Here is a 23,247-nt window from a genome sequence, read left to right as displayed (position 1 = left end):
AATCGGCTCAACCGGAGGTCTCCTTCGGCATAATAATAACGATGAAATTCCTCTTTGACGGGCCAATAGAAATATTGGCCACTTTTTTATCTCAGCAATGACGGCAAATTCCCCTCGCCGTACAAATGCAGCGCCCCAACCGCAACCACATACCGTCCCGCAGGCAGCGCGCGCAGCTTCTCGCACCATGCCTGGTTACGCTCGTGCATCAGCACGTCATACAGCGATTCGCTGAAGGTGGCCGGAAGTGCCAGCCTGTCGACGATGGGGGGTGAATCCAGCCACCAGCTCACCATGGTTTGCAGCAACCGGGCATTGGTGTGCCAGTGAGTCAGGGTATCTTCCAGCAGCAGTAAGCCGTCGTTTGGCATCTGGCGCAGCAGGGCAATCTGGCTGGCGGCCCCCTCCAGCTCAATAATGGGCAGCTGTTGTGTACGGGCGGCATTAAGCAACTGGTAATCAATGCCGTAATCGCCCCGCAGCCCCAGACGCTGGGCCTGCGTGGCCTGCAACACCATCGCGATTTGCCATAACGGCTGGCTTTCAAGCATAGAGAGCGACAGCCCAAGCTCGTCGGCAAGCCGTTCCACCTCGGCCAGCTGGCTGGCGCTAAGGCGCTCACTGAGCGGAGGCGGGATCGCCAGGCCTGAAAAGGGCGACTCCTCCCCGGAAATATCCGCTTCTACAATCAGCGCATCGGCATTGTGCAGCCTGTCGATCAGGCCCGCGGGCAGGGGAGACATATCCCGGGTGCCCATATGGATGCTGCCGACCAGATGCAGGTGCTGCCCGCCAGGCAAGGAGATATCGAGGCCGGGCCAGCGATAGCGGCGGGGGAAAAGGGCGCGAAACGATGCTTTTATACGTTGAAACAGACTCATACGCGCTCCAGGATGGTAAAAATTCATGCTAGCGCGTGGGAAAGGGCGGTGCAAGACGTCCTTGTCTTATGCACGCGGTTACTCTTTCGGTTTAAACCGCAGCAGGCGGTTGGCGTTGCTCACCACGGTAATCGAGGAGAGGGCCATGGCGGCACCCGCCACTACCGGGTTGAGCAGCGTACCGGTCAGCGGCCAGAGGATCCCGGCGGCGATGGGAATGCCGAAGGCGTTATAGACAAAGGCTCCCAGCAGGTTCTGCTTCATGTTGCGCAGGGTCGCTTTCGAGATGGCGAGCGCATCGGCCACGCCCATCAGGCTGTGGCGCATCAGGGTGATCGCCGCCGTTTCGATGGCGACATCGCTGCCGCCGCCCATGGCGATCCCAACATCCGCCTGGGCCAGCGCCGGGGCATCGTTGATGCCGTCGCCAATCATGGCTACGCGGCGGCCTTGATCCTGCAGTTTGATAATCGCATCCGCTTTGCCGTCCGGCAGCACACCCGCGATCACCTCATCAATACCGGCCTCGCTGGCAATCGCCTGAGCGGTGACGGCGTTATCCCCGGTCAGCATCACCAGACGATAGCCCGCGCGGTGCAGGCGTTGCAGCGCACTCACGCTGTCGGCGCGCAGCGGATCGCGTACGGCAAACAGCGCCGCGACCTGGCCATCCACCGCCAGCAGTACCGGGGTCGCCCCCTGCGCGGCATGGGCCTGCAACTGCGTATCCAGCGCCCCGGTGTCGATGCCGTTTTCGGCCAGCAGCGCCTGGTTGCCCAGCAGCAGCCTACGGTTATCAACGTCCCCGCTGATCCCCAGCCCGCGCAGAGTACGGAAGTTATTCACCTGCGGCAGGGAGGCATCTGCTTTCTCCAGAATCGCCCGTGCCAGCGGGTGGCTGGAACCCTGTTCGAGCGCGGCGGCCAGGCGCAGCGCTTCGGCCTGGTCGATCCCGCCCGTGGTATCGACGGCGACTACCTGCGGTTTACCTTCGGTGAGGGTTCCGGTTTTATCAAATACCAGAGTGTCTAAGGTGCTGGCGCGTTGCAGGGCGTCGGCATCACGCACCAGCACGCCGGATTCTGCGGCCCGGCCAACGCCAGAGATAATCGACATTGGCGTCGCCAGCCCCAATGCGCACGGACAGGCGATGATCAGCACCGTGGTAGCGATCACCAGGGTGTAGACAATCTGCGGCGTAGGGCCAAAGAAGTACCAGATAGCGGCGCTGAACAGGGCAATACCCACCACCACCGGCACGAAAATAGCGGAAATTTTATCCGCCAGCTTGCCGATCTCCGGCTTGCTGCTCTGGGCCTGGCGCACCATGCGGATGATGCGCGACAGCGTAGTGTGGCTGCCGACGGCACTGGCGCGGAACAGCACGCTGCCATCCTGCACCACCGTACCGGCGTGGACGCTCTCCCCGGCGCTTTTCTGCTGCGGCACCGGTTCGCCGGTGAGCATGGCTTCGTCAAACCAGGCTTCGCCCTGGGTAATGTCGCCGTCCACCGGGACGCGATCGCCGGTCGTCAGGCGCAGGATCATCCCTGCCTGAACCTCGGCCAGCGGCAGGTTTTGTTCACCGTTTTCCGTGACTACCCGGGCGGTCGGCGGAGTTAAATCGAGCAATCTTTCCAGCGCTTTGGAGGAGCGCTGGCGCGCCCGCGCCTCCAGCATATGGCCGAGGTTAATCAGGCCGATAATCATGGCGCTGGCTTCATAATAGAGATGGCGGGCTTCCATCGGGAACCACTGCGGCCAGACGTTGACGCTCATCGAGTAGAGCCACGCCGCGCCCGTGCCCAACGCCACCAGCGTATCCATGGTAGCGGTGCGGTTTTTCAGGCTTTTCCAGGCGCTGGTATAAAAATGGCCGCCAGCAAAGATCATCACCCCGAGTGTGATAACGCCAATTACCAGCCACAGCGTGCGGTTGTCGTCGGTGACCATCATATTGTCACCGAGCATGCCCCAGCCCATCACCGGGATCCCCACCAGCAGGGCGACAATCGCCTGCCAGCGAAAACGTTTCATGGTGGCAATGGCCGTTTCCTGCTGGCGTTCACGGCGTTTGAGGTCATCTTCAATCGCCTCGGCGCCATAGCCTGCTTTTTCAACGGCCTGCACTAAATCAGCGGCGGAGGCATGGCCCATCACCAGCGCAGTGCGCTCCGCCAGGTTGACCCGTGCCTGTGCGACACCCGGTACGGCCTGCAAGGCGTTCTGTACTCGGGTAACGCAGCTGGCGCAGCTCATGCCGTTGATCAACAGCTGTTGGCTGTCATCACTGTCGTGAGCTGCCGGAAGCTCAGAGGGGGCCGCTGTCAGTGCTTCCGACGGAGTTGTTGACGCTGTCAGCGGATCAGCCTTTGGGTGGCTTAACACCGCACCGTAACCGGCCTGTTTGATGGTGTCGATCAGGGCATCGGCGCTGGCGCTGCCGGTAACGGCGGCGTGGTCGATGGTGACCTCTGCGGTGTCAACGTCCGGGCGTTGCTCCAGACTCTCTTTAACGCGTTTGACACAGTGGCCGCAGGAGAGGCCGTCCAGTGTCAGATCGATGGTGTGAGACATACGAATACTCCTTATAAATCTCCAGCCAGATATTGACCGGAGGGACACTTTCATCTAACTGTTATGAAGGTTAAACCTTCCATCAAGGGGAAGGTCAAGGGGGAAACGTGAATATCAGTGATGTTGCCAAAAAAACCGGGTTAACCAGCAAAGCAATCCGGTTTTACGAAGAGAAAGGGCTGGTGACGCCGCCGCTGCGCAGCGAGAACGGCTACCGGAGCTACACGCAAAAGCACCTCGATGAACTCACGCTGCTGCGTCAGGCTCGCCAGGTGGGGTTCAATCTTGATGAGTGCGGCGACCTGGTGAACCTGTTTAACAATCCCGCGCGACACAGCGCCGATGTGAAAAGCCGGACCCTCGAGAAGGTCGCCGAAATTGAACGCCATATCCTGGAGTTGCAGACCATGCGCGATCAGCTGTTGGCGCTGGCAGAGAGCTGCCCCGGGGATGAAGGCGCAGACTGCCCGATCATCGATAACCTTTCCGGCTGCTGCCATCGCAAGGTGAAGGCCTAACCGCGCGCCGGATTGAGCATAAAGACCACCGTCCCGCGATACCAGGGGGAGCGCTGTAGCTGCGCCTCGGCCTGGCGATCCCGTTTGCCGCCCTCTACCAGCCCGAGCTTGAACGGAATGCGCAGCCGGGCAAGTGCGGGCAAATAGGCCTGATAGTTATCTACCGTATGACGGCCCTGATAGCTCTGGATCACCAGTTCATCCACCGCCAGGGTGTTCAGCGTGGCGACATCGCCGGTTTTCGCCCAGTCCAGCAGCCCGGTCACCCCCAGCGCAAACTCAGGCGGCAGCTGCTGGCGAAGTGTGCGCAGAAAGCGAGCGTAATCCGCCAGCTGGTGGGTTGCGGCATCAAAATCGATCTGCAACCCCACCACCTGATTTCCGGCCGCCTGCCAGCGCTGCATTAAACGCACAATTCTCGGCAGGACGGTTGGCGGCACCTCAAGGGTGGTAAAGCGCACGGTTAGCCAGATTGACGGAAACGTCAGGCGGCTGACCGGCAGGCCGAGGCGTTGAAACACCACCTCACCAGGCCGGGCCAGCACTTCACCCTGATGCAGATAGACCGTTTGCGCCGCTTTCAACGCGTCACTGGCTTTCACGCCCGACCAGAGCCAGAAGGCCGGGTGCTCGCCAGCGGTGACGATCTCCGCCTGCGCCTGCCCGGCCAGCAGCGCGGCTACCAGTAATACTTGAGCTTTTGCGCCCACGGACTGCCCGGATACTGCGTTTTCAACTGCGAGAACCAGCTTTTGCGCTGGGCTTTGTCTACATCTGCGCCGCCACATTCGTTCATGCCGGACGGGGCATAACACATGATGGCCCGATAAAGCGCATAGCTTTTATCTTCTGGCTCTGCCTTCGGTGCCGCAATGACCTGCTGATAGTAGGCCTGCCTGTCGAACTGCCCGTAAGGCGTTTTGCGGTGGATCGCCATCTCCAGTACGTCATTACCCGCGCTGTCTTTCCACAGATCGACATGGGTATTTGAGGTGCGGAAGAACTCACCCAGACAGTTCAGGGCATGGGCATCGTTGGCGTTCTGGCTGAGCACGTGCACCGTTTCATTCAGGCTTCGACAGACGTACCCGTTTTCGGCGGCATCGCCGTTCCAGTCGAAGGCGCTCAGATTCACATCGTCAAACGCCTTGCCCAGAACCGGATGCGTAATGGCGCTGGCGAGCTTTCTGTCTTTTAACCAGTCGCTAAAGCGGTTCTCAGTCAAATCGCGCACCAGCAGGGTATGCAGCGCAATGGTGCGCTCTTCGTTGTTAGGTCCCTGGCTGGCCTGCTGGCGTAACCGTTCGGGGGAGGCCACCGTTTTCAGCACCCGCGAGCGAAAACGCAGATTGGTGATGGCGCTGTCCGCGGCAAAAATTGCCTCTGTGTCGCCGCTAAAGACCAGGGTAGCCGCCAGTTTGGCCTGCACATACTGCTGCTGTTCCGCATCCTGGCTGAGCTTGAGCAATTTGAGCCAGAAATCGCGCGCGGCGGGCCACTGCTTTTGCGCCATCAGCGCTTCGCCATACAGAACCTGTTCGCTAAAGGCGAGAATGTCGTGCGGCGGGAGCTGTTCTGCCGGTTTGACGGCCTGAAGGATGGCGGCATTGTTGTCTGTCGCCTGCCACAGGTTCAGCTGTAAATTGCGCCACAGCGCCAGCTTGCCGCGCTGTTCAAAGGCCGGTTTGCTGCTATTGAGATCGTCCTGCGTCAGCGTCGGTTTCTCATCGCTGTTCAGGCGAAGGGCGCGCAGCAGCTCGATATAGCTTATCAGCGGCGCATCGGGGAAAGCCTCCCGCACGGCGCGACCGTTGAACTGCATGCCGTAGACATTATCGTATTCGATAACCAACCCCCGCAGCGCCCCGGCATCGGCAGCCTGCTGGAACTGCTGCTCGTACAGCCCCGCCAGCTGCGGCCACGCCTGCAGATACCAGTTGATGCGGCGCAGCATCCCGCGCGTGGAGTCGGCGTAACGGCCCTCGGGCCAGCGCTGAAGATATGCCTGGGCGGCTTTCTGCGCCTGTTCTGCAGCCGGACGGTCGATGCGATCGATAGTAAAATCGCCATACTCGCCCATGCTGTTCTGGCTACTTTTGTTCAGCGCCGTGCGCATCAGCATATAGTGCGCGGTTTCAGCCAGCCACGGGCGATCGCTGTCGATCAGCGGGGCAAAGGCCCGATCCGCGCCCTCGTAATCCCCGGCATAAAAACGGGCTGCGCCGGTCAGATAGGTTTTATACAGCAGGGCGGCCGAGTCGGCGGGAAGCGTCGCCAGCGAGGCCGAAATCTGCTCATCGGACGCGGCAGCGTAAAGCCCCAGACGCGCCTGCGCCAGGGCATGGCGCTGTTCCGCCGTCAGGGAATCGTCGGCCAGCAGCGCGGCAAAAAACTGACTGAGGCTCCCGGCGTTGTTCGAGACGAAGCGGTTTTCCTGCTCACCATCCTGATCCGTTTCGACTGGCTCAAGCTGCAAGGCGGCCAACTGCTTGTTGAGGAGGCTCTCTTCAGCCGGTTTGTCCACGGCTGCGGGAGCCGGATCCTCCAGGTCATCCCACTCCGGGTGGTAGGCAAAATAGACATCCCGGGAGCGGGTAATATCCGCTGGTATCGACTGCACGGGCAGAGTGAAGGATTTGGCTTCACTCAGCAGACGCAGCAGGTTATCGCGAGAGTCGTTGCCGGGCGTCAGCACTGGATCGCCTTTCAGCAGACAGTGCTCATCGCTCCACTTGCAGTCTTCCATATCAAACGAGGCGAATGCCGGTGCGGTGCTCGCCAGTAATGCGCTAACGCTGATTGCCAGCGTCGTCTTCCTGACCATGATGCTATTCCTGTTCTTATCGGGAAAGGGTTCGGATGCGAAGGGTGATCCCCTCGACGGCAACGACCTCGACTTTGGTGCCCGCGCTGAGATCCTCATCGGCAATAACCGGCCAGGAACTGTCGCCTACGCGCATATGGCCGCGCCCGTTTACCAGGGCGCTATCCAGCGTAAACTGCATCCCCACCAGCTGCTGTCCACGCTGGTTGAGCCGGGCGTCGGCGGGCTTTTGCCTGCGCACCTGTCTTGAGAGCCAGCGCCACCAGAGCCAGGCGGCGGTCAGGGTCAGCACCGCAAACAGCGCCCCCTGCCACGCCCAGTCAAACGGCAGCAGCCAGACCAGCAGCCCGGTGATCACCGCCGCCACGCCGCTCCACAGCAGGTAGCCGTTGCCGCCGAGCATTTCTGCCGCCAGCAGCAGGCCGCCAAGGCTCAGCCAGAAGACATGCGGATGTGCTGCGATCGTCTCGATCATGATTTGCGCTCGTTGCCGCTGTTTTTGATCAGTTCCGCGATGCCACCGATCGCCCCCATCAGGCTGCTGGCATCCAGCGGCATCATCACGACTTTGCTGTTATCCGCCGAACCGATTTGTTGCAGCGCGTCGGTATATTTTTGCGCCACGAAGTAGTTAATCGCCTGGATATCCCCGGCGGCGATTGCCTCCGAGACCATCTGGGTGGCGCGGGCTTCCGCTTCGGCCGACCGCTCGCGAGCCTCAGCCTGTAAAAATGCAGACTGGCGTTCGCCCTCGGCTTTGAGGATCTGTGACTGTTTTTCCCCTTCGGCCTTCAGGATCTCTGCCTGGCGCACCCCTTCGGCTTCCAGAATATAGGCGCGTTTGGTTCGCTCGGCCTTCATCTGGGCGTTCATGGAGGTGATTAACTCAGCGGGTGGACGCACGTCGCGAATCTCAATACGGGTGACTTTGATGCCCCACGGGTTAGTGGCTTCATCCACGATGTGCAGCAGGCGGGTATTGATGCTGTCGCGCTGGGAGAGCATTTCGTCCAGCTCCATCGAGCCGAGAACGGTACGGATATTGGTCATGGTTAAATTGATGATGGCCAGCTCAAGGTTGCTCACCTCGTAGGCGGCTTTTGGCGCGTCAATGACCTGAATAAAACAGACCGCGTCGATAGTGACGTTGGCGTTATCTCTGGAGATAACCTCCTGGGACGGGATATCAAGCACCTGTTCCATCATATTGATCTTGCGACCAATGCGATCCATAAAGGGGACGACCAGGCTTAAGCCCGGCTGCAGCGTGTTGGTGTAACGACCAAAACGCTCAACCGTCCATTGATAGCCCTGAGGGACAATTTTCACCCCGGCGGCCACAATGACCAGCGCGACGAAGATCAGAATAGGGATGACGATGAACATATAAAACCTCCTGTTTTGCATTCCTTGTTGCGATAACAACTGTTCGTTTGTTGTTCATTAGTATACCGACAAACAGGCATAAATTCGCGCGGAATCAACGAGGCGGGCGGGATCCAGACATAAAAACGCCCCGCTAAATATGGCGGGGCGAGATAAAAACAGCAAGGTGTGGCTGGCCCGGCGAGCAACGTGCCGCCGGGCTGGTTAGAGTGATCAGTACAGCAGGGCGTACAGCTTACGGCGATAGGTCGAGGCCAGTGAATCGCCCGTACCGAGCGCCGCCAGAATTTCCTGGAACATTTTACGCGCCTGGCCATCAGCGGCAGCCAGATCGGTTTTCAGATGGCTGAACAGCAGCTCCAGCGCCTCTTCGTTGCGACCAACCTGATGCAGCTGCAGTGCCAGCTGGCTGGCCAGCGCGGCATCGGCAGGGTTAGCGGCAACCTGCTGCTGCAGCTGCTGAATTTCCGGGGTATCCGCGGCTTGTTTCAGCAGTTCAATCTGCGCTACCAGACCCTGGTAACGGGTATCCTGATCCTGTAGCGGGATGGTCTTCAGCACGACTTCGGCATCTTCGGAGCGTTTCAGGATAATCAGCGTTTCTGCCAGCAGCAGACCGGTCTCGCTGTTCTGACCGGAAAGTTGCCAGGCCTCTTTCAGCAGCGGCAGGGCTTCGTCGTGTTTGCCTTCGGCCATCAGGGCCGCCGCCTGCTGTGCTTTCAGCTCATCTTCGCGTGGCAGGACTTTATCCAGCAGGGCGCGGATCGCCTCTTCCGGCTGCGGCCCCTGGAAGCCATCAACCGGCTGGCCGTTCTGGAACAGATAAACCGTTGGGATGGCGCGCAGGCCAAACTGCGAGGCGATCATCTGTTCAGCGTCGCAGTCCAGTTTTGCCAGAATAAACTGACCGTTGTACTGGGCTGCCAGCTTCTCGAGCACCGGCGTCAGCTCCAGACAGTGCTGGCTACGTTCAGACCAGAAGTAGAACAGCACCGGCTTGGTCATTGACTGTTCAAGGGTCTGGTGCAGGTTTGCTTCGGTAATGTTGACAATATTCTGTACGGACATGCGTCATTCTCGGTTATGAGTTTTTATTTACATGGGGGCGTGGCGCGTGGCTTCAACTCAGCCCTGTAAAATTTTGTCCATCATCCGGCCGGGCAGCAGGCGCTTCAGCAGGCCGACGGCGTGGGTCACCAGCGTGACCGGATAACGCATTTTGGGGTTTTTGCTCTCAAAAGCATGGCGCACTTTGGCGACGACTGCCTCCGGCCCCAGCGTAAAACGTGCGGCAATACCCGGATTTTCTACCGGTTTATCGGCCTGGGTCTGGTTAACGTTGTCGGTAAAGCGGGTGCGGATTGGCCCCGGTTCAATCAGGCTGACCTTAATGCCGCTGTGGCGCAGCTCCATGCGCAGCGCATCTGACCAGGCTTCCAGTGCGTACTTGCTGGCGGCATAAGCCCCGCGGCCTGGCGTAGAGATCAGCCCCATCACCGAGGAGGTCATCACAATCCGCCCTTCGCCGTGCGGCAACATGGCAGGCAGCAGGCGCATGGTGAGCTGGTGAACGCCAAAAAAGTTGGCGGAAAATTGCTGTTCAAGCTGGTGGCGGGTCACGCTCTGCAGGGGGCCGTAAACGCCGAAACCGGCATTGTTAAACAGCCCATACAGACGATTATTGGTCAGAGCGATCACCTCATCGGCGGCGCGCTCAATGCTGTCGGTACAATCCAGATCCAGCAATACGCCAGTTAACCCCATGCCGTTCATCCGTTCAACGTCTTCGGGTTTGCGGCAGGCGGCCAGCACCCAGAATCCCTGACGCTTGAGTTCAAGGGCGCTTTCAAGGCCAATTCCGCTGGAACATCCTGTTATTAAGACCGATTTTTGCATAACTTTACCTGTCAGGATCTCCGCTGAATTACGAGTCATGTTTAACTAAAGGAGCCAGCCGGGTTGCCATCCAGTCGGCAATAAACGGCTGTGCGTCCCGATTGGGGTGAATACCGTCATCCTGCATCCACTGCGGCTTCAGGTAGACCTCTTCCATAAAAAAGGGCAGCAGCGGAATATCGAACTCTTTGGCAAGCTTCGGATATATCGCGCTGAAGGTTTCATTATAACGACGACCATAGTTAGCAGGCAGACGAATTTGCATTAACAGCGGCTGGGCGTTCGCCGCGCGGATCTGCTGCAAAATTTTCCGCAGCGTCTGCTCGGTCTGCTGAGGCTGGAAGCCGCGCAGACCGTCATTGCCGCCCAGTTCCACCAGCACCCAGCGCGGCTGGTGCTGTTTCAGCAGGGCAGGCAGACGAGAAAGCCCTTGCTGGGAGGTATCGCCGCTGATGCTGCCGTTAATAACCGAGGTTTGGGTCTGCCATTTATCGTTCAGTAGGGCAGGCCAGGCGGCGTTGGCCGCCATCCGGTAGCCCGCGCTGAGGCTGTCGCCCAGAATTAATAACGTGTCCGCCGCCGCGGCGCGAAATGTCATCAGAATCAGAAACAGGAAGGGCAAATGCCAGCGGAAAACATTGTTGAAGTTCATCATCTTAAGAAGTCCGTGGGTCAGGGTGAGCACGAGCTTTCCATCCTCACCGGAGTTGAACTCATTGTCAAACGCGGGCAGAGCATCGCCCTGATTGGTGAGTCGGGTTCCGGCAAATCCACCCTGCTGGCGATCCTCGCCGGTCTGGATGACGGCAGCAGCGGTGAGGTCCATCTGGTCGGGCAACCGCTACATCAGCAGGATGAAGAGGCGCGCGCCGCCCTGCGCGCAAAGCACATTGGCTTTGTTTTCCAGTCGTTTATGTTGATCCCCACCCTCAATGCGCTGGAGAACGTTGAGCTGCCGGGTTTGCTTCGCGGCGAGAATACGACCCAGAGCCGGGCGGGCGCTAAAGCCCTGCTGGAGCAATTGGGGTTGGGTAAGCGTCTTGATCACCTTCCGGCGCAACTCTCCGGCGGTGAGCAGCAGCGCGTGGCGCTGGCCCGGGCGTTCAATGGCCGCCCGGACGTGCTCTTTGCCGACGAACCCACCGGTAACCTCGATCGCCAGACCGGGGACAAAATTGCCGATCTGCTGTTCTCCCTGAACCGTGAGCACGGCACCACGCTGATCCTTGTCACCCACGATCCGCAGCTGGCGGCCCGCTGTGATCGCCGCCTGCGGCTGGTCAACGGTGAACTGCAGGAGGAAGCATGATTGCCCGCTGGTTCTGGCGCGAATGGCGCTCCCCCTCGCTGCTGATCGTCTGGCTGGCGTTAAGCCTGGCGGTGGCCTGCGTGCTGGCGCTCGGCAGTGTCAGCGACCGGATGGAAAAGGGACTTAGCCAGCAAAGCCGCGAGTTTATGGCGGGCGACCGGACGCTACGCAGCTCCCGCGAGGTGCCGCAGGCATGGCTTGATGAGGCGAGAAAAACGGGGCTGAAGGTCAGCGAGCAACTGAGTTTCCAGACCATGACCTTTGCCGCCGACACCCCGCAACTGGCGAGCGTGAAGGCCGTGGATGATATTTATCCGATGTACGGCGCGTTGCAGACCAACCCGCCGGGCCTGAAACCGGCCCCGGGCACGGTGCTGCTGGCCTCGCGTCTGATGGCACTGCTGAATTTAAAAACCGGTGACAGCATCGACGTCGGGGATGCCACGCTCAAAATTGCCGGGGAAGTGGTTCAGGAGCCGGACTCCGGCTTTAACCCCTTCCAGATGGCGCCGCGCTTGCTGATGAATACCGCAGATGTGGCAAAAACCGGGGCGGTCCAGCCCGGGAGCCGCGTCACCTGGCGTATTAAGTTTGGCGGCACGCCCGCTCAACTGGCGAGTTACGAGAAGTGGCTGCTGCCGCAGCTGAAGGCGGAGCATCGCTGGTCAGGGATGGAACAGGAGGACGGCGCGCTCGGTAAGTCGCTGGAGCGTTCCCAGCAGTTCCTGCTGCTCTCGGCGCTGCTGACGCTGCTGCTGGCCGTGGCGGCCGTGGCGGTGGCGATGGGTCACTACTGCCGCAGCCGCTACGACCTGGTGGCGATCCTCAAAACGCTGGGGGCGGGCAGGGCGCAGTTGCGTAAGCTGATTGTCGGCCAGTGGCTGATGGTGCTCGCGCTCTCTGCCGTGACCGGCGGGGCGATGGGCCTGCTGTTTGAAAAGGTGTTGATGGTACTGCTTAAGCCGGTACTGCCCGCCGCGCTGCCGCCTGCCAGCCTCTGGCCGTGGCTGTGGGCCGTCGGCGCGATGATCGTCATCTCACTGCTGGTGGGGCTGCGTCCTTACCGGCTGCTGCTGGCGACCCAGCCGCTGCGCGTCCTGCGCCGCGATGTGGTCGCCAGCGTCTGGCCGCTGAAATTTTATCTGCCGGTTATCGTGATGGTGGTGGTAGCGCTGCTCGCCTGGCTGATGGGCGGTAGCATGTTGCTATGGGCGGTGCTGGCCGGAGCGATAGTGCTGGCCCTGCTCTGTGGCATGCTGGGCTGGATGCTGCTCAGCGTGCTGAAAGGGCTAACGGTGAAGTCGCTGCCGGTGCGTCTGGCGGTGAACCGCCTGCTGCGCCAGCCGTGGTCGACCCTTAGCCAGCTGTCGGCGTTTTCGCTGTCGTTTATGCTGCTGGCGCTGCTGCTAGTGCTGCGCGGCGACCTGTTGGATCGCTGGCAACAGCAGCTCCCGCCGGAAAGCCCGAACTATTTCCTGATTAACATCGCCCCGGAGCAGATCGCCCCGCTGAAGGAATTCCTTGCGGAGCACCAGGTTATCCCCGAGTCGTATTATCCCATCGTGCGGGCGCGCCTGACTCAGATTAACGGTCAATCGACCGAGGGTAATAAAGATGAATCCCTTAACCGCGAGCTGAATCTGACCTGGCAGGATAAACGCCCGGATCATAACCCGATCACTGCCGGCAACTGGCCGCCGAAAGCGGGGGAGGTGTCGATGGAGGAGGGGCTGGCGAAACGCCTCAACGTCGGGCTGGGCGATACGGTGACCTTTACCGGCGATACGCAGGACTTCAGCGCGAAAGTCACCAGCCTGCGCAAGGTTGACTGGGAGAGCCTGCGGCCAAACTTCTTCTTTATCTTCCCTTCCGGGGCGCTGGACGGGCAACCCCAGAGCTGGCTGACCAGCTTCCGCTGGGAGAACGGCAACGGCATGCTCACCCAGCTTAACCGCGAGTTCCCGACGATCAGCCTGCTGGATATCGGCGCGATCCTGAGACAGGTCGGGCAGGTACTGGAGCAGGTGAGCCGGGCGCTGGAGGTGATGGTGGTGCTGGTCACGATTTGCGGCGTGCTGCTGCTGCTGGCGCAAGTGCAGGTCGGGATGCGTCAGCGTCATCAGGAGCTGGTGGTCTATCGCACCCTGGGCGCAGGTAAAAAGCTGCTCCGTACCACGCTGTGGAGCGAGTTTGCCCTGCTGGGACTGGTGGCAGGCCTGGTGGCGGCCATTGGCGCAGAAACGGCGCTGGCGGTGCTACAGACCCGGGTGTTCTACTTCCCGTGGGAGCCTGACTGGCGGCTGTGGGTGATCCTTCCACTTTGTGGGGCGGTGATGCTCTCGCTGTGCGGCGGCTGGCTGGGCGCTCGTTTACTGAAAGGCAAAGCCCTGTTCCGTCAGTTCTCTGGTTAATTCCCCTTTGTAGTCATAACGCGCCGGTTAATATACCGGCGCGTTCCACTTAAGTAGCATAAAAAGATAACTCCTTGAATTTTAGTGGCACAAATCATTAAAAACCGGGCAACACGGGCAGATAAATCCTGGTTAATATTCACCTGCTAAATAAATGGCAGTGTGTCTATCAAGGAAAAATAATGACCATAACAAAAAAAGCGCTGGCGGTTGCGATCGGCGCGGCAGTGGTATTGGCGTCTTTTGCATCCCAGGCTGAAATCACCGTACTGAAACAGGATCCACAGGCAGGTAACCCGCTGAGCCGCCTGAACTTCACCGTGGGCGGCAGTATTCGTCCGCAGTTCCAGAACATGACCGGCGACGACGGCAAGAACAGCTATAAGCGTAACGGTTTTGATGGCGGCACCCGTTTCCGTTTCGCGGCAGATTATTACCTGTTTGATGACATCAGCTGGATCAGCTATTACGAACTGGGCGTGAACATTCCGGCCCAGTTCGACTGGGATAATCACCATGCTGAGGGCGCGCACGACACCTCCCGTCGTATGCTCTACACCGGCCTGAAAAGCGACACCTGGGGCACCCTGACCTTCGGTCAGCAGAACAGCGTTTACTATGATGTGGTTGGCGCGAAAACCGATATCTGGGATTACGACATGATCGGCCAGGCACCGGGTAACGGCATCAACGGTGATTACGACGGCTCTTACCGTTCACGCCAGATGCTGAAGTACAAGAAAACCCTCGGCGATGCCGACATCTACGCCTCTTACCTGTTCGAAGACAGCGAATACCTGCCAGGCAATGGCCTGCGTTACAAGCGTAAAGGCGGCGGCTCGCTGGGTCTGGATTATCGTCTGACCACCGACCTGACCTGGGGCGCCGCGTGGAACTACACCCGTGCAGACATGCGTAACCCGGACAACGGCGACAGCAAGTCCTGGGATCAGAATATCCTCGGCACCGCGCTGAGCTGGACCCCGGACAACTGGACCTTCTCTGCGGGCGGCGGCTGGTATCAGAACTTTATGACCAGCAAAAAAGTGTCGGTAAACGACTACTTCGCGGGTGATGCGTGGGGTATTGAGTACTTCGCGGGCTATAAATTCCCGATTGGTCAGTATGCGGTGAAATCCATCCAGCCTTACTTCATGGGTGACCGTATTGAGACCATGAATGGCCGCAACTATCAGCGCATCGACAACGGCGTGGGTATTAGCTTCCAGCTGGATTACGGTTTCCGTGTTGATTACGAACACGTATTCACCTCCAGCACCGACGACCTGGGTGACATGAACCTGGTGCGTCTGCGTTACGACTTCTGACCCTCACCCTCTCTCTGAAAGGGAGAGGGAAGCGTCGGGCAGAACCTGTAGGCCGGATAAGCATGAGCGCATCCGGCTTTTTATTAGCGATTCAACCACTCCGCAACCTCTGCATAGGTCCCGCGAAAAACAATTTTCTCCGCTTTTTTCTCAAGCTGATAGCGATACATCGGATCGTAATAATCATTGAGCAGCGGTGCCAGCCAGGTGAAATGCGCCTCGGTATTGCCGGTGCGCTGCTGTTCATCCAGGGCGGTATCCAGCAGGGCGGTAAATTCAGCATAGCGCTGTAATCCCAGCCGACGGCGGATGGCAAACAGGCCGTGGTGCAGATACTCGCTGTACTCTTGCCAGCCTGCCTCTTCGCCCCGCGCGGTGCGAAAGGCCTGCCACATTAGCGCGAAATACTCCTCGCGCAAGCGCTCAAGGCGCACCTCGAACGGATCCTCAACTACTGCAATCGGCGATTGCACCATGCGGTCGCGCAGGCATTCCGGCAGGTGGTTGGAGCCAATCATCCGCCCCTCGTCTTCCAGTACCCAGCGCGCGGCGTCTCTCTTCAGCAATTCCACCGCGAGATGATTTTCAAAGCTTGCCTGCGAAAGCTGCGGCGTCAGCGTGCGGCCAAAAGACGAGCCGCGATGGTGCGCCAGACCTTCAAGATCGATGCCGTCAGGCCGGGCCTTCACCAGCAGCGTTTTGCCGCTCCCCGTACAGCCGCCAATCAGCACCATCGGCTTTTGCACCTGCTCAACGGTAGCCTGCATCGCTGCCTGACGCAGAGCTTTATAGCCGCCACGAATCAGCGGGTAATCGACGCCCGCCGCCTGCAGCCACGACTGCACAATGTGCGAGCGCTGCCCGCCCCGGGCGCAGCAGAGATAGCCCTGAGGTTGCGCAAGGCAGGCGGTGCGCCAGGCTTCGAGCCGCTGCTCGCGCGTCTCGCCGCTTACCAGACGATGGCCGAGCGCCAGCGCTGCCTCCGGCCCCTGGCGTTTATAGCAAGTGCCCACGGCGGCGCGTTCGTCGTTATTCATTAATGGCAGGTTGATTGCCGCAGGCATGGCACCCTGGGTAAATTCCACGGGCGCACGCACGTCGATTAACGGCGTGTCGGCGGCAAGTATGGCGCGGTAGTCCGTCCCATCGTTCATAAGGATCCCTCAAAACAGCGATGGGCAGGATTTTACGCCGGGGAAGGGGAATAGCAACTCCCCGGCGGTGGGGCTTAGCGGAGTGTTGCCTGCGCCCAGGCGATGCCGCTTGCGTACTCCGGCGGCAGCAGAGGCACAATGGCTTCCAGCGTCGCGCTCAGGCGAGGGATATCGCCGTCGTTCAGGTTAAGATGGCCAACCTTACGACCCGGACGAACCTCTTTGTCGTACCAGTGCAGATGCACCAGCGGGAGTTTCAGCCAGTCATAGTTCAGATCGGTGCCGATCAGGTTGATCATCACCGACGGGCTATTGACCACCGGCGGCGGCAGCGGCAGGCCGGTGATGGCGCGCAGGTGCAGTTCAAACTGGCTGATGGAAGCGCCGTTTTGCGTCCAGTGGCCGCTGTTGTGCACGCGCGGTGCCAGCTCGTTGATCAGCAGACCTTCAGGAGTGACGAAGCACTCCATCGCCATCACCCCAACGTAGCCCAGCTCCTGCATAATGGCCGAGAGCATGCTTTCGGCCTGCGCCTGCTGGGCCGCATTGGCCTGCGGGAAGACCACGCTGGTGCGCAGAATGCCGTCCTGATGCAGGTTGTGGGTCAGGGGATAAAAGACGGTGCTGCCGTCGTGGGCGCGGGCACCCACCAGCGACACTTCACCGCTAAAGTTAATACCCTGCTCAACGATGCACTCACCATAGCACTCATCCGGCAGTTGGTCGGTTTCACCGGCGCGCAGACGCCACTGGCCGCGTCCGTCGTAGCCGCCAACGCGGCGCTTGACGATCGCCAGTTCACCCAGCGTGGCAAAGACGTCAGGCCACTGGCCTTTCTCCGTAAGCAGCTGCCACGGAGCGGTGGCGAGGTGCAGATTATCGAACAGCTGTTTTTGCGTCAGACGGTCGGCAATGATCGGGAAGACGTCGCGGTTAACGAAGGCATTATGGCGCGCCAGCTCCCGGGTTAACGGGGTCTCTGGCCAGCGCTCAATCTCTGCGGTGATCACGCTTTGCTGGAACGGTACGGCTTCGGGTTCATCATCCAGCCCGACCGGCCAGACGGCGATACCCAGTGGTTCACCGGCCTGACGCAGCATCCGGCCTAACTGACCGTTACCGAGGACGCAAACCTGTTTCATGCCGCACCTCGCGGATCCGGGTTCTCCAGCACCTCGTCGGTCTGGGCGGTACGCCATGCGACCAGACGCTGATGCAGTTCTTTATCGTGCGTCGCCAGGATCTGTGCCGCCAGCAGGGCGGCGTTAGCGGCACCCGCTTTGCCAATCGCCAGGGTGCCCACCGGGATGCCGCGCGGCATCTGCACGATGGAGTAGAGGCTATCGACACCGCTCAGGGCAGCACTTTGTACCGGGACGCCGAGCACCGGCACCAGGGTTTTGGCGGCAATCATGCCGGGCAGATGCGCGGCCCCGCCGGCACCGGCAATAATCACCTGATAGCCGTTCTCTTCCGCACCTTCGGCGAAGCTGAACAGTTTATCGGGGGTGCGATGTGCGGAAACCACTTCAACGTGGTGAGGAACATTCAGGATGTCAAAGATTTCGGCGGCGAACTGCATGGTAGCCCAGTCGCTTTTGGACCCCATCACGATGGCGACACGCGCCGGATTATTGCTGGAAGACATGCGTCTTAAAACTCCTGTGGTGCACAACTCTCGGCTTTTGAGGTGACAGAGAATAGCACGATACACAGGCAAGGAAAACGGTTGCGCGGCTAAAACTTCAGCCAAAGTCGGTCTCTTGCTGCAATAAAAAAGACCGCCTTTCGGCGGTCTTTCACAGGATACCTGAACCCTTTTTACAGGAGATTGCCTGCGGTCAGGTTCTCTTTGTCGAAGGCATGGTTCACATCAATATGATTGTGATGGATCGCCGTGTCGATATTCGAACCCGCCTCCGGTGTGGAGACAGGATGCGCTGCAGCCATTGCGCCAGATGACAGGGTTGCGGCCAGCAGCAGGGCGCTGACGATGCTGATATTTTTCATTCTCTTTTCCTTCTTCATCGTATTGTCGCTGTCGCGGGTGTGTTATCTGGCGGCACGGCAATCAGTTAAATTATTTGGTCAGTTCAGCGGTCATGTGCACGCGGTTGTCGAACTGGGCGCTGGTGATTTTGTAAGCGGCGCCTTCTTTAGCAGCCTGCGCGGCGATATTGGCTTCGGCACGGTCAAGGGTAGAGGCGGTGGTGCTAATGCTCTGTGCAAAAGAACCGAAAGAGATCAGAGACAGAGCGGCAACTGCAACGAAAGTTTTGATGGATTTCATGGTCGTATTCCTTAAGCGTTTTTGTTTGGGATAGGGCGTTGTTGCCCTGATGTGAGTAATCATAGGCCGACCAGAGTGTGATTAAAATCAAAACAATTTGCGGTTACGGTTCAAAAAAATTGAATGAATTTCAGGCGGGGGGATTTTAGAACGGGAAAGCGATCAGCTCTACGCCATCCGGCGTAACCTTGATCATCGAACCTTCGGTATGCCAGGCCCCTAACACCACGCGATGGGCGGGTTTATCGTTGACGGTCAGGTCGTGCATATATGGGCGATGGGTATGGCCATGGATCAGCCACTGAACCTGGTGTTTTGCCATCACGCTGGCGACGGCCTGGGGATTCACATCCATGATGGTCATGGATTTGCTGCTGTTGGCGGCTTTGCTCCCGGCGCGCATCTTCGCGGCGATGCGGCTGCGGATAAACAGCGGCAGGGCGAGAAACAGGGTCTGGATCCAGGGGTTATGCACTTTGGCGCGAAACGCCAGATAACCGGTATCGTCGGTGCAGAGCGTGTCGCCATGCATGATCAGAATGTTGCGGCCATACAGGTCGAGGACGGTCTCTTCTGCCAGCAGGGTCATGCCGCAATCGCGGGCGTAGCGCTTGCCGAGCAGAAAGTCGCGGTTGCCATGGACAAAAAAGCAGGGAACGCCGGAATCCACCAGCGCCTTGATGGCAATGGCTATTTCGCGGTGCAGCGGGTTTGGGTCGTCATCGCCAATCCAGGCTTCGAACAGATCCCCGAGGATATAAAGCGCATCGGCGTGGCGGGCTTCACCCTGTAAAAAACGCAGAAAACCGGCGGTGATCGCCGGTTCTTCTGTTTGCAGATGCAGATCTGCAATAAAGAGTGTCGCCACGAATTATTCGCTGACGGTCACGCTTGTGATCACGACGTCTTCTTTTGGAACGTCCTGGTGCATACCGCTGCGGCCAGTAGAAACGCCTTTGATCTTATCAACCACGTCCATGCCTTCAGCGACTTCTGCGAACACGCAGTAGCCCCAACCCTGCAGGCTTTCGCCGGAGAAGTTCAGGAAGTCGTTGTCCGCTACGTTGATGAAGAACTGTGCGGTTGCAGAGTGCGGAGCCTGAGTACGGGCCATTGCCAGCGTACCACGCGTGTTTTTCAGACCGTTGTTAGCTTCGTTTTTGATGGCTGCTTTGGTCTCTTTCTGGTTCATACCAGGTTCAAAACCGCCGCCCTGAATCATGAAGCCATTAATGACACGGTGGAAGATGGTGTTGTCGTAGAAACCTTCGCGGCAGTAGTCCAGGAAGTTTTTAACTGTTTCAGGCGCTTTGTCATCAAAGGTTTTGATTACGATATCGCCATGATTAGTGTGGAAAGTAACCATTTTTGCATCCTGTTCCGTTATAGTGGTGCTTCGACCCCTCGGGGGGCCACAATAAGCGCTTGTTATAGCATAACCTCACGGCGCGATCACCTTGCATTGTTGGCGGCTTCGGGTTTGAATTACGGTTACACGCCGCATCCCTTTAAATGATTTTGCGTGTAGAATACGCCGTTTTCGTCCACACACGTCTCACATGGAATCTTCGATGTTAAAAATCTTCAACACACTGACGCGCCAAAAAGAGGAATTCAAACCTATTCATGCCGGGGAAGTCGGCATGTACGTGTGTGGTATTACCGTTTACGATCTCTGTCATATTGGCCACGGCCGTACTTTTGTCGCCTTCGACGTGGTGTCACGCTATCTGCGTTTCCTCGGGTACAACCTTAAGTATGTACGCAATATCACCGATATCGACGACAAAATTATCAAGCGCGCTAATGAAAACGGCGAGAATTTCGTCGCATTAGTCGATCGTATGATCGCCGAAATGCATAAAGATTTCGATGCGCTGAATATCCTGCGCCCGGACCTGGAGCCGCGTGCGACGCACCATATTCCTGAGATCATTGAGATCACCGAACAGCTGATCGCCAAAGGTCACGCCTACGTGGCAGATAACGGCGACGTGATGTTCGATGTACCGACCGATCCGCATTACGGTCAACTCTCCCGTCAGGACCTGGATCAGCTGCAAGCCGGTGCTCGCGTGGATGTGGTTGACGTGAAGCGTAACCCAATGGACTTCGTACTGTGGAAGATGTCCAAAGAGGGTGAGCCAAGCTGGCCGTCGCCGTGGGGCGCGGGCCGTCCGGGCTGGCACATCGAATGTTCGGCCATGAACTGCAAACAGCTGGGTAATCATTTCGATATTCACGGCGGCGGTTCAGACCTGATGTTCCCACACCATGAAAACGAAATTGCCCAGTCCACCTGCGCGCACGACGGCGAGTATGTGAACTACTGGATGCACTCCGGGATGGTGATGATTGACCGCGAGAAGATGTCCAAATCGCTGGGCAACTTCTTCACCGTGCGCGACGTGCTGAAGTATTACGATGCCGAAACCATCCGCTACTTCCTGATGTCCGGCCACTATCGTAGCCAGCTGAACTACAGCGAAGAGAACCTCAAGCAGGCACGTTCCGCCCTGGAGCGTCTGTATACCGCGCTTCGCGGGACCGATACCTCCGTACCTGCAGCCGGTGGCGAGGCGTTCGAAGCCCGTTTTGTCGAGGCGATGAACGACGACTTCAACACCCCGGAAGCTTACTCGGCGCTGTTTGATATGGCCCGTGAAGTCAACCGCCTGAAAGGGGAAGATGCGCATGCCGCTAACGCCCTGGCCTCCCATATGCGTAAGCTGGCTGGCGTGCTGGGTCTGCTGGAGCAGGCACCGGAAGTGTTCCTGCAGAGCGGTGCCCAGGCCGATGACGGCGAAGTCGCGGAGATCGAAGCGCTGATTAAAGCCCGACTGGAAGCACGTCAGGCGAAAGACTGGGCCGCAGCCGACGCCGCGCGTAACCGTCTTACCGAGATGGGTATCATTCTGGAAGATGGCCCGCAAGGGACCACCTGGCGCCGTAAGTAAGTCTGTAACGCCCGGCGGCGCTTCGCTTGCCGGGCCGACAAATGCAAGAAGACAGGCCGGGTCAGGCGTAGCCGCCACCCGGCTTTTTTAACGCCGTTTCCACCACAACATCCCCATCAGGATCGCCCCCGGTAACCACACCCACAGCAGCTCCGAGAGAATCACCTGATGCCCGTAAGGCGTGGTGTAGCGCGACAGCGCAAAGGGCGCGACCTTGATCGCCTGCCAGGGGGCGAAGAAACGTTCATCCGACCAGGGCCACAGCCAGCCAACCCCTTTCCCGCCCGTCGTCACCGAGTCCAGCAGGCTATGTGACAGCAGCGATACCGTTAAAAACAGCCAACAGCGCATCAGGCTGGCCCTGAACCAGCGTCGGCCGATTAACACGCAGAGTAGGGGCACCACAAAGGCGAACAGAAGGGAGTGCGTAAAGCCGCGATGACCAAAAATATTGCCGTAGGCGACGCCAAACTTAAACGACAGCACGTCGGCATCCGGCAGCATGGCGAAGACAACCCCGGCGAACAGCAGGCGAGGGGGAATAACCCGGGTGCCCAGTCCCAGTCCGAGGCAAATCGGCACAGCGGCGTGGGTAATGATCGTTGGCATAAAAATTATCCATGGCAAAGCATGGAAATATAGCAGAGCGCGGTGGAAGTCAGGCCCGGGCGTAAATCTGAATCAGGCCGATTCCCTTGCGATTAACTGCCCCGACAGGGTAATGCGCTGGGTTTGCAGTTCAGGCTCTTTCAGCTTGCGGATCATCAGCCCCGCCGCCTGACGGCCCGTCTCTTCGCTGGCGGAGGAGACATAGGTAAAGGACGGGGAGGTGAGATTGACGTGCAGCATATCTTCAAACCCTACCAGCGCCACCTGCTGGGTGAGAAACACATCTTTTCCTACCGTGCGGCCCACGTGGTGAATACCGGAGATAGAGCCGATCATTGCATCCGGCGAGTGGCAGAGCAGGGCGGTGATGGTGTTGTTTTTCTCCAGCAACTGACGGGTGGCGAAACTCACCGCCTGGGTGTCGTCGCTGCAGGCCGGGGCAGATTCGTCGCGGAACACCAGCCCGTTTTGCGTCATCGCGCTGCGAAAACCCAGCAGGCGCTGCTCGCGGATCAGATCCCCTTCCCGGCCGCCGATGTAGGCGATATTGCGATGGCCGCGCTCAATCAGGTAGCGGGTCGCCAGATGCGCTGCCTGGCGATTATCGCGCATCACCAGATTGCAGGTTTCATCCAGTAGCGACTGCGACACCGCAACCAGCGGCAGCGGACACTGACGGATCAACGTCGGCAGGGTGGCATGTCGCGTGTTGGACGCCAGGTAGATTACCCCGGCGACACCCTGCTGCTTAAAGGAGAGCAGGCAGCGCTCGAGATGTTCGCCATCATTCAGCGGCTGGCCGAGAAAAACCATAAAACCCTGCTTCTCCAGCTCCTGAACGATGCTCGCCATCACTTTGATGGAAAAACTGTCGCTGAAATCGCGCAGGATCAGACCGATAAGATTCGAGGTGTTGGCGCGGAGGTTGGCGGCGGCCACGTTATGGACGTAGCCCAGGGCGGTGATGGCGGCGTGGACTTTTTCGATCGTCGCCTCGGAGATCTTTCCTTTCTGACGCAGAACCAGCGAGACGGTGGAGACCGAAACGCCTGCCTCTCTGGCGACATCAATGATGCTGACCTTCTTCACATCTTCTCCCTGAAATGC

The 23,247-nt window shown here is 59.0% G+C and carries 23 protein-coding genes; 5 read left to right on the top strand and 18 right to left on the bottom strand.

Features of this window, described 5'->3' with window-relative positions; all coding sequences use genetic code 11:
• Positions 1 to 86: 86 nt before the first annotated feature.
• On the bottom strand, positions 87 to 881 hold the full coding sequence (locus ABIE02_RS16680) for a TraB/GumN family protein (RefSeq protein WP_144838285.1): 795 nt from the start codon (positions 879 to 881) through the stop codon (positions 87 to 89).
• Positions 882 to 959: 78 nt separating this feature from the next.
• Entirely contained in the window at positions 960 to 3,458 is a 2,499-nt protein-coding gene (gene copA / locus ABIE02_RS16675) for a copper-exporting P-type ATPase CopA (RefSeq protein WP_336994849.1), read from the bottom strand.
• Between the two features lie 107 nt (positions 3,459 to 3,565).
• Between copA and cueR the strand changes: the two genes are divergently transcribed.
• Positions 3,566 to 3,976 (top strand): Cu(I)-responsive transcriptional regulator, encoded by a 411-nt coding sequence (gene cueR, locus ABIE02_RS16670; protein ID WP_032616888.1) that lies wholly within the window; start codon positions 3,566 to 3,568, stop codon positions 3,974 to 3,976.
• Here the strand turns inward: cueR and ABIE02_RS16665 are convergent.
• The 7 genes from ABIE02_RS16665 to tesA all read right to left on the bottom strand — a co-directional run bounded on the left by ABIE02_RS16665 (position 3,973) and on the right by tesA (position 10,737).
• Positions 3,973 to 4,686 (bottom strand): DUF3142 domain-containing protein, encoded by a 714-nt coding sequence (locus tag ABIE02_RS16665; RefSeq protein ID WP_032616890.1) that lies wholly within the window; start codon positions 4,684 to 4,686, stop codon positions 3,973 to 3,975. The two genes, cueR and ABIE02_RS16665, sit on opposite strands and share 4 nt — an antisense overlap.
• Complete coding sequence (locus ABIE02_RS16660) at positions 4,656 to 6,800, bottom strand: hypothetical protein (RefSeq protein ID WP_336994848.1); 2,145 nt, start codon at positions 6,798 to 6,800, stop codon at positions 4,656 to 4,658. The genes ABIE02_RS16665 and ABIE02_RS16660 overlap by 31 nt, the downstream gene beginning before the upstream one ends.
• A gap of 16 nt (positions 6,801 to 6,816) precedes the next feature.
• Positions 6,817 to 7,275, bottom strand: a complete 459-nt coding sequence (locus ABIE02_RS16655; RefSeq protein WP_130589219.1) for an NfeD family protein — start codon at positions 7,273 to 7,275, stop codon at positions 6,817 to 6,819.
• Positions 7,272 to 8,186, bottom strand: coding sequence for an SPFH domain-containing protein (locus ABIE02_RS16650; RefSeq protein ID WP_032616893.1), 915 nt, complete (start codon positions 8,184 to 8,186; stop codon positions 7,272 to 7,274). The genes ABIE02_RS16655 and ABIE02_RS16650 overlap by 4 nt, the downstream gene beginning before the upstream one ends.
• A gap of 213 nt (positions 8,187 to 8,399) precedes the next feature.
• On the bottom strand, positions 8,400 to 9,254 hold the full coding sequence (locus ABIE02_RS16645) for a co-chaperone YbbN (RefSeq protein WP_032616895.1): 855 nt from the start codon (positions 9,252 to 9,254) through the stop codon (positions 8,400 to 8,402).
• 57 nt (positions 9,255 to 9,311) lie between these two features.
• Positions 9,312 to 10,121 carry an SDR family oxidoreductase gene (locus ABIE02_RS16640; protein ID WP_191153084.1) on the bottom strand — a complete coding sequence of 270 codons (810 nt, stop codon included), beginning with the start codon at positions 10,119 to 10,121 and terminating at the stop codon, positions 9,312 to 9,314.
• Complete coding sequence (gene tesA / locus ABIE02_RS16635; RefSeq protein ID WP_164539983.1) at positions 10,111 to 10,737, bottom strand: multifunctional acyl-CoA thioesterase I/protease I/lysophospholipase L1; 627 nt, start codon at positions 10,735 to 10,737, stop codon at positions 10,111 to 10,113. Before tesA ends, ABIE02_RS16640 begins: the two co-directional genes overlap by 11 nt.
• On the opposite strand from tesA, the gene ybbA reads away from it, so the two are divergent.
• The 3 genes from ybbA to ABIE02_RS16620 all read left to right on the top strand — a co-directional run bounded on the left by ybbA (position 10,705) and on the right by ABIE02_RS16620 (position 15,130).
• A complete protein-coding gene (ybbA, locus tag ABIE02_RS16630) occupies positions 10,705 to 11,391 on the top strand; it encodes a putative ABC transporter ATP-binding protein YbbA (RefSeq protein WP_032616898.1) in 687 nt (228 codons plus the stop codon). The two genes, tesA and ybbA, sit on opposite strands and share 33 nt — an antisense overlap.
• Positions 11,388 to 13,802, top strand: a complete 2,415-nt coding sequence (gene ybbP / locus ABIE02_RS16625) for a putative ABC transporter permease subunit YbbP (protein WP_336994847.1) — start codon at positions 11,388 to 11,390, stop codon at positions 13,800 to 13,802. The genes ybbA and ybbP overlap by 4 nt, the downstream gene beginning before the upstream one ends.
• A gap of 182 nt (positions 13,803 to 13,984) precedes the next feature.
• The gene (locus ABIE02_RS16620; protein ID WP_336994846.1) at positions 13,985 to 15,130 is read left to right on the top strand and encodes a porin; all 1,146 of its coding nucleotides are present in this window, start codon (positions 13,985 to 13,987) and stop codon (positions 15,128 to 15,130) included.
• 83 nt (positions 15,131 to 15,213) lie between these two features.
• On the opposite strand, the gene mnmH is transcribed toward ABIE02_RS16620, so the two are convergent.
• The 7 genes from mnmH to ppiB all read right to left on the bottom strand — a co-directional run bounded on the left by mnmH (position 15,214) and on the right by ppiB (position 19,940).
• A complete protein-coding gene (gene mnmH / locus ABIE02_RS16615; RefSeq protein ID WP_032616901.1) occupies positions 15,214 to 16,284 on the bottom strand; it encodes a tRNA 2-selenouridine(34) synthase MnmH in 1,071 nt (356 codons plus the stop codon).
• 74 nt (positions 16,285 to 16,358) lie between these two features.
• The gene (purK, locus tag ABIE02_RS16610) at positions 16,359 to 17,426 is read right to left on the bottom strand and encodes a 5-(carboxyamino)imidazole ribonucleotide synthase (RefSeq protein WP_103791855.1); all 1,068 of its coding nucleotides are present in this window, start codon (positions 17,424 to 17,426) and stop codon (positions 16,359 to 16,361) included.
• Complete coding sequence (gene purE / locus ABIE02_RS16605; protein WP_032616904.1) at positions 17,423 to 17,932, bottom strand: 5-(carboxyamino)imidazole ribonucleotide mutase; 510 nt, start codon at positions 17,930 to 17,932, stop codon at positions 17,423 to 17,425. The genes purK and purE overlap by 4 nt, the downstream gene beginning before the upstream one ends.
• Before the next feature lie 173 nt (positions 17,933 to 18,105).
• Positions 18,106 to 18,294, bottom strand: a complete 189-nt coding sequence (locus tag ABIE02_RS16600; protein ID WP_032616905.1) for a hypothetical protein — start codon at positions 18,292 to 18,294, stop codon at positions 18,106 to 18,108.
• A 70-nt stretch (positions 18,295 to 18,364) separates the two neighbouring features.
• Positions 18,365 to 18,574: a YdgH/BhsA/McbA-like domain containing protein gene (locus ABIE02_RS16595; RefSeq protein ID WP_032616906.1), complete on the bottom strand. Its 210-nt coding sequence runs from the start codon at positions 18,572 to 18,574 to the stop codon at positions 18,365 to 18,367.
• A 145-nt stretch (positions 18,575 to 18,719) separates the two neighbouring features.
• On the bottom strand, positions 18,720 to 19,442 hold the full coding sequence (gene lpxH / locus ABIE02_RS16590) for a UDP-2,3-diacylglucosamine diphosphatase (protein WP_144883528.1): 723 nt from the start codon (positions 19,440 to 19,442) through the stop codon (positions 18,720 to 18,722).
• 3 nt (positions 19,443 to 19,445) lie between these two features.
• Positions 19,446 to 19,940: a peptidylprolyl isomerase B gene (gene ppiB / locus ABIE02_RS16585; RefSeq protein WP_032616908.1), complete on the bottom strand. Its 495-nt coding sequence runs from the start codon at positions 19,938 to 19,940 to the stop codon at positions 19,446 to 19,448.
• 205 nt (positions 19,941 to 20,145) lie between these two features.
• Between ppiB and cysS the strand changes: the two genes are divergently transcribed.
• Positions 20,146 to 21,531 carry a cysteine--tRNA ligase gene (gene cysS / locus ABIE02_RS16580; RefSeq protein ID WP_032616909.1) on the top strand — a complete coding sequence of 462 codons (1,386 nt, stop codon included), beginning with the start codon at positions 20,146 to 20,148 and terminating at the stop codon, positions 21,529 to 21,531.
• 87 nt (positions 21,532 to 21,618) lie between these two features.
• On the opposite strand, the gene ABIE02_RS16575 is transcribed toward cysS, so the two are convergent.
• Positions 21,619 to 22,140, bottom strand: coding sequence for a metal-dependent hydrolase (locus ABIE02_RS16575; RefSeq protein WP_230431252.1), 522 nt, complete (start codon positions 22,138 to 22,140; stop codon positions 21,619 to 21,621).
• A 72-nt stretch (positions 22,141 to 22,212) separates the two neighbouring features.
• Positions 22,213 to 23,229 (bottom strand): Mal regulon transcriptional regulator MalI, encoded by a 1,017-nt coding sequence (gene malI / locus ABIE02_RS16570; RefSeq protein ID WP_032616911.1) that lies wholly within the window; start codon positions 23,227 to 23,229, stop codon positions 22,213 to 22,215.
• Between the last annotated feature and the right edge of the window lie 18 nt (positions 23,230 to 23,247).

This window comes from Leclercia sp. 1548 (assembly GCF_050435045.1).
Classification (GTDB): Bacteria; Pseudomonadota; Gammaproteobacteria; order Enterobacterales; family Enterobacteriaceae; genus Enterobacter; species Enterobacter adecarboxylatus.
Note: the sequence above shows the minus strand (reverse complement) of the source record. Positions and strands in the feature narration are given on the sequence as shown.

Coding starts and splice junctions, on each gene's coding strand:
- ABIE02_RS16680 (WP_144838285.1), bottom strand. CDS start 881: ATGAGTCTGTTTCAACGTATAAAAGCATCGTTTCGCGCCCTTTTCCCC.
- purK (WP_103791855.1), bottom strand. CDS start 17,426: ATGAAACAGGTTTGCGTCCTCGGTAACGGTCAGTTAGGCCGGATGCTG.
- ybbP (WP_336994847.1), top strand. CDS start 11,388: ATGATTGCCCGCTGGTTCTGGCGCGAATGGCGCTCCCCCTCGCTGCTG.
- mnmH (WP_032616901.1), bottom strand. CDS start 16,284: ATGAACGATGGGACGGACTACCGCGCCATACTTGCCGCCGACACGCCG.
- ABIE02_RS16660 (WP_336994848.1), bottom strand. CDS start 6,800: ATGGTCAGGAAGACGACGCTGGCAATCAGCGTTAGCGCATTACTGGCG.
- ybbA (WP_032616898.1), top strand. CDS start 10,705: ATGCCAGCGGAAAACATTGTTGAAGTTCATCATCTTAAGAAGTCCGTG.
- ABIE02_RS16595 (WP_032616906.1), bottom strand. CDS start 18,574: ATGAAATCCATCAAAACTTTCGTTGCAGTTGCCGCTCTGTCTCTGATC.
- purE (WP_032616904.1), bottom strand. CDS start 17,932: ATGTCTTCCAGCAATAATCCGGCGCGTGTCGCCATCGTGATGGGGTCC.
- ABIE02_RS16650 (WP_032616893.1), bottom strand. CDS start 8,186: ATGTTCATCGTCATCCCTATTCTGATCTTCGTCGCGCTGGTCATTGTG.
- ABIE02_RS16645 (WP_032616895.1), bottom strand. CDS start 9,254: ATGTCCGTACAGAATATTGTCAACATTACCGAAGCAAACCTGCACCAG.
- tesA (WP_164539983.1), bottom strand. CDS start 10,737: ATGATGAACTTCAACAATGTTTTCCGCTGGCATTTGCCCTTCCTGTTT.
- ABIE02_RS16575 (WP_230431252.1), bottom strand. CDS start 22,140: ATGCCAACGATCATTACCCACGCCGCTGTGCCGATTTGCCTCGGACTG.
- copA (WP_336994849.1), bottom strand. CDS start 3,458: ATGTCTCACACCATCGATCTGACACTGGACGGCCTCTCCTGCGGCCAC.
- ABIE02_RS16655 (WP_130589219.1), bottom strand. CDS start 7,275: ATGATCGAGACGATCGCAGCACATCCGCATGTCTTCTGGCTGAGCCTT.
- ppiB (WP_032616908.1), bottom strand. CDS start 19,940: ATGGTTACTTTCCACACTAATCATGGCGATATCGTAATCAAAACCTTT.
- cysS (WP_032616909.1), top strand. CDS start 20,146: ATGTTAAAAATCTTCAACACACTGACGCGCCAAAAAGAGGAATTCAAA.
- ABIE02_RS16600 (WP_032616905.1), bottom strand. CDS start 18,294: ATGAAAAATATCAGCATCGTCAGCGCCCTGCTGCTGGCCGCAACCCTG.
- ABIE02_RS16640 (WP_191153084.1), bottom strand. CDS start 10,121: ATGACTCGTAATTCAGCGGAGATCCTGACAGGTAAAGTTATGCAAAAA.
- ABIE02_RS16620 (WP_336994846.1), top strand. CDS start 13,985: ATGACCATAACAAAAAAAGCGCTGGCGGTTGCGATCGGCGCGGCAGTG.